Here is a 7,534-nt window from a genome sequence, read left to right on the forward strand (position 1 = left end):
AAACACCCGGTCAGATGGTGATGCGTTCGACCGTCGTGCCCGCCGCCGTCAGGTCAGTGTCGGTCGCAGCGGCGACCGTAACTGTGGTCTTCCCGTGGCCGGCCGGCAGCGTCAACTCAAACGTCCCGTTGTCGACGGTGACTGTCGTCGATTCGCCGCTGGCACCGGCCGCAACAACCGCGCCATCGGTTTCACCGGCGATCGTTACTGTGTCCTCCGACACGCTGTGCTCGACTGACAGCGTCGGCCCAGCCGGCCGCGGGCCGCTGCGATACCGGTCAGCGACGGCTGTCGGCGTTTCGACTGGTTCGCCCTCGGCGATGCCGTGGGCCAGACGGATGAACTGTGCCATACTCCACGCCAGCGGTGTCGCCGACCCGGTGCCGTCGCCGATCTCCCAGTTGTACTCGTTGTCGATGTGGCGATCCCAGACCTGCTCGGCGATCATCCGGCCGCTGTTGGCGAACCGAGCCATCGTCGCCAGGAGATTCCGCGGGGCAAGCTCGCCATCTTCGGTGCCGGCCAACAGCTCGTACTCGCCGCGCTCGCCGGTGAAGATCGGCCACAGCCGGCCTTTGCCTTTGGTTTGAACCGACCACGGCGCGCCCTTCTCGCCCATCGCGCGCTCACCGTAGCCGTCGCCGTTGTAGCGGTAGAACGCCGGCCCCTGGGGGGTGTCCAGCCGAATCGTCTCGTCGACCTCAACCAGCGAGTTGGTGATAATCTCGTCGTCAGGCGATTTGATCCCGAGTCGCGTGAGCTCGAGGAAGCCGCCGTCGATGATCTCCCGCTCATCGAGTGTTGGGCCGGCGTTGGCCAACGTCCGCAGGTGGCCGGCTTCGGGGTTGCCGTCGCGGGTCACACGGACGTAGTACGGCGTGTTTGTGTGAAGTTGCGTGCCGGTTTCGGTTGCACACCACTCCTCGACGCGGTCGGCCCACTCGTCGGCCAGCGCGAGCCAGACGATCGCATCGCCGGTCTCGCCGGCGTCGACGGCGATATCGGCCGCACAGACGAGGCCGGCGACCTCGGCGGCGATTGAGGAGGGTGAGTAGCCGGCTTCTTCCTCCCAGCGCTCTTGAGCGGTCGCCGGCCCGTTTCGGGCGACGTAATCGGCCGACCGCTTGACGTTGCTGTAGTCGTAGCTCACGTCCTCGAAGGCGATCCCCACCTCGGCCAGCTGATAGGCCATGATCAGCGGGAAGGAGATGTTGTCGATCTGCTCGCCACCCCAGCGCGTCAGGCCGTTGACGTAGGTGTTCTGGGGGATGAAGCCTTCCTCGTCTTGCTGGTATTCGAAGATATACTGGAGGGCGTCGGTTGCGGTTTTGTGGTCGCCGATCGCCTCGAAGACGGTAAAGACCTGATACAGATCCCGCGACCACACGAAGTTGTAGCCGTACCCTTTCGGCTCGTCGGCGGTGACCGCCTCACCCCATGGCACCGAGGGGCTGGCGATCCCCGCCCCAAGATAGGTTTTGTCCTCAACGGCCCGCAGAGCCATTAGACAGCTTTTATACTGTTTGTAGAGTGTCTCGTCGTCGACGACGAACTCGGGGATCTCCTTGTCGGCCAGAAAGTCTCCCCACGTCTCGCGGTAGTGTGCCCGCACGTCGTCGTAACCGGTCGCCAACGCGCCTTCGGCCTCACCGAGGGCAGCGGCGGTGTCGGCGTTCTCGCCGAACCCGATCGCCAGCGTCTCGGCGACGGTTGCTCCGGTTCCGAGCAGGCCCGCAAGCACGATGTTGTCGTCGTCAAGACGGTCGTTCGGGAGCGGCTGATCTCCCTCGCTGAATAGCTCTGTGAGGTGTTCGGAGCCCGCAGCCCCGACGGTCGCCCACTCGAACTGGTTCGGCGTCGTCATCGCCACAGCGACGCTGTAGATATCGCCGTCCTCGTCGGTCAGGAGGGCTTCCGCGCCGGTATCGTAGGCCTCGGCGTCGCGGGCGGCTAGATGGTAGTTGCCGCGCTCACCGAGCCGGTAACCGCGGTCGCGGGTGCCGGTGTTGGTCAGCGAGATGTCGGCGACTGAGTAGATAGCATACTCGTTGTCGTCGTCGCTTTCGAACTCGATGTCGGCGACGATGGCGTCGTGGTCGGGATCGATCGCGTACTCGACGGTCAGCGTCCACTCGTGGCCGCGGCCGTCGCCCTGTTCAGTGATGATATGCCGGAAAAGCAGTGCGTCATCGTCAGCCGGCTCGACCCGCCGATTGATCGTTTCGGTGTCGTCGTCGGTGCGGGTCTCGTTGTGGGTTCGGGCGGTGTAGTCGGCGGTGTCACCGGCGTCAGCCACGACAAAATCGACCGTCCGGAGGTTCATCATGTCGACTCGGGGGAACCGCGCCTCGGTGAGCGCGCCCTCGGTGAGGGTAAACCACACCTTCGAGGCGTCGTCGTCGCCGTGGTCGGCGACCGTCGCCACACCGTATTTCTCACCGGTCGTCCACCGGGGTCGGCTCTCCGGCCCGGATGGTGCGGGTGAGATGATCGGCAGCGCGTTCTGTTCTCGCAGCGTCGCCGTCGCTCGCAGGCGCAGGGCGTGTGACCACCCCAGCGGGGCCGCGCTGTCGACGGTGCCGTCGTCGAAGGCCTGTTCGGCGAGATAGCCGGCTCGCGTTGTCAACGGCCCGTTTGGAAGGAGATGCTCGTACAGCGTGCCGGCCTGATCGAAACACTCCTCGGCGTCGTTCTCGCGGTCATACGTTGACAGCAGCACGCCGAGTTCGGTTGCGGTGACCGCTCCCCACGCCGTTGAGGGCGTCCAGACCTTCTCGCCCTGTTGGCCCTCCGATCGCCAGGTGTCGCCCTCGAACCGTGCGAGCCCGGCGACAGTGCTGTCCTCAGGATCGCGGTACAGCGCGTCGAAGACATGTTGGACATGGTCGGTGAGTCGATCAAGCGTCTCCGCAGACAGCTCCGTGTCGACAAGCTCGTCGTAGGCAGCGACCGCCTCAACGATCATGAAGCTCGCCGAATCGAGCCGGTCGTCGAGTTTGCCGCTGTTGTTGAGCCGGATGCCGTATGCCCCACGGGTCTCACTCCAGAACCGATCAAGGTTATCAAACACTGTTGTTGCCTGCGCCCGTGCGTGTGACCGTAGGTCGGCCCCGACCGGGGCGTCGGCAACCGCCACGTAGGCCGCAAGATACGTTGCTGCGGTGTGGCTGAACTGTCCGGTCATGTTCTCCCAGAGGTTCTGGCAGGCGATCGGTAGCCCATCGTCGGCCAGCGTCTCATCGAGAACATCGACCGCATCGCTGATTGTTGTGTGGATCTGCTCCTGCAGTGGCTCTGAGAGGGCCTCGCCCCGGTCGGCCAACAGCTTTGCGAGGAAGCTGACCGCACTCGCTGTCTGGTCGGCCTGGTAGTCGTCGTTGCCACCCTCAATTCGGCCGTGGGCCCACCCTGGGGCGAGAGAGCCATCCATCGCCCACACGCGGTGTGACCACGAGCCGTCGTCTTCCTGTGTCTCACAGAAGAACTCAGCGGTCGCTGCCAACGACTCTTCGAGGTCGAGATCCAACAGCGAGTCCGCTGTCAGGAGATGGCGGCCAACCTCCGCCTCATCGCGGAACCAGGTGTAGCCGTAGCCGCCGGAGTGCGCATAGAAGGGGTCGAACTCCGGAGCCGCGACGTGAGCGCCGGTCGGGGCTTTCAACAACGAAATGGCTCGCAGATCCTCACGGACGACATTGCCGTTGGGAGCCGACTCCGGCACCGAGACCTCCGCGCGCTGACGGCCGGCGTTGCGGATATCGTCGGCACTACGGTGGGCGGCCGCACACTGTCGGAGATCCGCGAGGGCGGCCTCCCGGTCAACCCGCTCGTGATCCGACAGCTGGGTGACGATCGTCGTCTTTGCCGCCCGGCCGCTCTGTTCCAGCGGGGCGTTGACGACGACATCGCCGCTGAGGTGGGTGTCCTCAAAGCGGTTGATGACGGCCTCACGTGGGAACTCGTAGGCCTCCTCGGAGAGAATCTCCTCGAAGCGTTCGGGGATCTGGCCTCGCACGTCGACGATACCGGTTGAGGCGGTGACGTAATCGTGTTCGCTTCGATGGAACACCTCGACAACATCGGTATCGTTAGGGCCGGCCTTGCCGTGGATCAGCCGACCGACCTGGGATTCCTGGCCTCCGGGGGCGAAGGTGAGAAACGCCGTCAGCTCGGCGTTCGGTGGGATCGCCCCTCGAAGCTCGATGTGGGTGACGTGGGCCCGTCCAAGTGTGAGATCGTACTGGTGGACGGTGAACCCGTCGGCGGCGTACTCGGTTTCGACAACGTTCGTCTCTCGGTAGTAGTGCTGGCGAACCGTCGAAAACTCATCGAACCACTGGGTGTCGGTTTCGGTTTCGATGCCGAGTCGTGCCCGGTCAATCCCAGAGAGGCCTGACAGCGGCGCGGAGTAGTCTCGGAGCCCGCCATCCGGATCGACGTAGACAAGCCGATCCCCGTGCGCAGAAAACGCCCCCTCGGTGGTTCGGCACTCGGCCGGAAATCGCCCATCGTGGGTGCGTTTGAACTCGTTGAGCGCGGTGCGGAGTCGCATGTAGATAGGGATTCGCTGTCCATAACTAAGTATTGGCGGCTTTTGATTCGCTCAGATTCGGCCATACTACTGCATAACTGTGATAAAATAACGTGGATCTCTCCGACACGATACGCGTTGCTACCAGCGGATTCAAACAGTCCTTGTTGGGTATGAGTGCGTGCCGCTTGATTTATTATGTTTGTACACTGTTTCTCGGAGATACACAAGAGCAAAGTAACCCTCTGTGTAGATGTGGGTATGAACCATCCAGGGCAGCCGCAGTTCATCGCCGTTGGGGATGCTGTTCAGTTAGCCCCTCGTGACCCCGACCCGGATGCCGACTACAGTTGGACGATCACCGACGCACCGATCGACAGCGATACCACGCTCGGCGACGACCCTGTCGAGCAGTTCGCCCCCGATGCGCCAGGGCAATACGTGGCGACGCTGACGACCCCAGAAGCTAGCTTCGACCAGACCATCCGCGTTTTCCCCAGTTCACACCAGCCGATGGGTGAGGGTGCCGGCGCGACCGGTGTTAGCGGCTACAGCGGTCAAAGCGGCTACAGTGGTCAAAGCGGTTCCGCGCGACCACAACAGCGCAGCGGCAGCGGCTCTGTCTCGGGCTCCGGCTCGGGCGCACTCGGTGAGTCACAAGGCGAGGGCGAGGGTCGCCCGCGAATCCGTCTTGACGGCGACATCGTCGACGACGAAGCCGTTATTACGGCGACGCCGAAACCCCACCCTGATTCGTCGCGTGACGCCGAGGAGCTCGACGTTGAGTTCCTGCTCGACGACCGCGACGGTGTCGAGGAGTCCGCGGTCACCATCGACGGTCACGAACTCCGTGCGCCGCTTGACGTGATTGAGGATGAACTCCGCGTTCACGCCGTCGCCATCGGTGACAGTTACAGCGTGGCCGACGCCGTCAGCATCGACCGCCTCGGCGGCGAGGGCGACTTCGCTGTTCACCGGTTGTACGATCCGCCGCAGTGGGGCAAAGAGATCACCCTCTATGAGATCTACGTCCGCGGCTACGCGGCCGACGACGACGAGGCCGAGACGACGTTCGAGGCCCTCGAAAAACGGCTCGACTATTTGGAAGATCTCGGCGTCGACTGCCTGTGGATGACGCCTGTCCTCCAACATGACGGCGCGCCACACGGCTACAACATCACGGACTTCTTTTCGATCGCCGACGACCTCGGCGACCGTGCCGACTACGAATCCTTCGTCGATGCCGCCCATGAACGTGGGATGTCGGTGTTGTTCGACCTCGTGTTGAATCACTCCGCGCGTGACCATCCGTACTTCGAGGACGCCTATCAGAATCCGGACTCGGAGTACTACGACTGGTATGAATGGCAGGACAACGGTGAGCCAGGCACCTACTTCGGCTGGGAGTTCATCGCCAACTTTGATTTCACGAATCTCAACGTTCGCCGACACCTGCTGGACGCGCTCGACACGTGGGCGGAGGTCGCTGACGGCTTCCGGTGTGATATGGCGTGGGCCGTCCCCGAATCCTTCTGGAAGGAGATGCGCGAGCGGCTGAAGGCCGTCGACCCCGAGTTCCTGCTGCTCGATGAGACGATCCCGTATATCGCCGACTTCCATGAGGGGATGTTCGACATCCACTTCGATACGACGACGTACTTCACGCTCCGGCAGGTCGGCGACGGCAACGAGCCCGCTGAGGCGATCCTTGACGCTGTTGAGGGCCGCCAGCGATCAGCGTTCCCCGACCACGCTGCGTTCATGCTCTACATGGAAAACCACGACGAGACACGCTATATCGTCGACTGTGGTGACGCCGCGACGAAGGCCGCCGCGGGTGCGGTGTTCACGCTGCCCGGCGTGCCGATGCTGTACGGCGGCCAAGAGCTCGGCCAGCGTGGCCGGCGCGATCATCTCGCGTGGGATCACGCCCGCGATGAGATCCGCGACCACTACGACCAGTTGATCGATCTCAAACAGGAGTACCCCGCACTGAGCTCGAACGGCGAACTCCAGCGGATCGACTACGACGCCGACAACGAGAGGGAGGTCGTTGCCTTCGGTCGCGAAAGCGACGACGATCGGTACATTGTCGTACTCAACTTCGGTGAGGGTGAGACGGTCGTTGGCGTCGACGAAACCGTCGATGCGACTGATCTTGTCTCCGGCGAATCCCGCGCCGCAGAAGATGGGCTGACCGTCGACAGCGTGGCCGTCTTCGAGGCCGCCGACTAAGCGCGATATCGCGTTTCGGCTTCTTTACCGACAGTTTTGAGATTGGCCGTCACAGGGCCATATATCTACGGCCGATTTCTCCTGTCAACAGCTATGAACCCCGGCGTCAACCAAGCGACCACCCACGCGATCGACGCCGCTATGCGGCATGACGCCGCGTTGCACGTGCTCTCTGCTGTCGACTCCAACGCTTAAGCTCGCACCCGGGCGACGAGTACGCCCACGAGTTTGGGGGCCTTGAGGGCGCGCCTGAACAGGCTGGTGTGGATGCTATCACAATAATCGTCGAGTAGACCGCTGATCCGGCGTTGAGGTCGAGTCAGCCATCCGACACGGTGTCCACACTAAGAGACTCTCGCTTACCTTGATGATGCCAAGATCGACCTGACAATCGTGGGCTCGAAACATCGCTCCGGGGAGTATCGGAGCCTGCTCGGGAGGGTCACCGAACGTGTTGTGACGGTGGCTGACGGGCCGATGGCCGTGGTGAAAACGCCGGTCGATGAGGACTAATCGGTCATGTTGCGTCCCTCAGCGGTGTCGACGACGATGCCATGTGAGCGGTCGACACACAATCACCTATGTGTCCAATTCTCATGGCTTGTTGTCGCTGCTAACGTGACGAATGGTTGAAATTCCTGCTTTGTTTTTGAATCTCGGACTGTATCAGAGGCCTTTTGTAGTAACCCCATCTTCGATAGAATGCACTGGTTGTGTGTGGAAACACGCCCGACCACCGCCGTCCGGAACCGCCGGACGGCACCCAGT

2 protein-coding genes and 1 pseudogene are annotated in these 7,534 nt (G+C 62.8%); 2 read left to right on the forward strand and 1 reads right to left on the reverse strand.

The genetic code is table 11. The features are described 5' to 3' along the window. Positions 1-10: 10 nt before the first annotated feature. On the reverse strand, positions 11-4,552 hold the full coding sequence (locus DP106_RS10860) for a glycoside hydrolase family 15 protein (protein ID WP_120085264.1): 4,542 nt from the start codon (positions 4,550-4,552) through the stop codon (positions 11-13). Between the two features lie 240 nt (positions 4,553-4,792). Between DP106_RS10860 and malA the strand changes: the two genes are divergently transcribed. Together malA and DP106_RS16090 are read left to right on the forward strand one after the other, a co-directional pair. Further along, on the forward strand, positions 4,793-6,766 hold the full coding sequence (gene malA, locus DP106_RS10865; protein ID WP_240625401.1) for an alpha-amylase MalA: 1,974 nt from the start codon (positions 4,793-4,795) through the stop codon (positions 6,764-6,766). A gap of 366 nt (positions 6,767-7,132) precedes the next feature. Further along, positions 7,133-7,279, forward strand: a pseudogene (locus tag DP106_RS16090) (universal stress protein); the annotation flags it as partial. Between the last annotated feature and the right edge of the window lie 255 nt (positions 7,280-7,534).

The sequence above is a fragment of the Halonotius pteroides genome, assembly GCF_003605635.1.
GTDB lineage: Archaea > Halobacteriota > Halobacteria > Halobacteriales > Haloferacaceae > Halonotius > Halonotius pteroides.

Coding starts and splice junctions, on each gene's coding strand:
- DP106_RS10860 (WP_120085264.1), bottom strand. CDS start 4,552: ATGCGACTCCGCACCGCGCTCAACGAGTTCAAACGCACCCACGATGGG.
- malA (WP_240625401.1), top strand. CDS start 4,793: ATGAACCATCCAGGGCAGCCGCAGTTCATCGCCGTTGGGGATGCTGTT.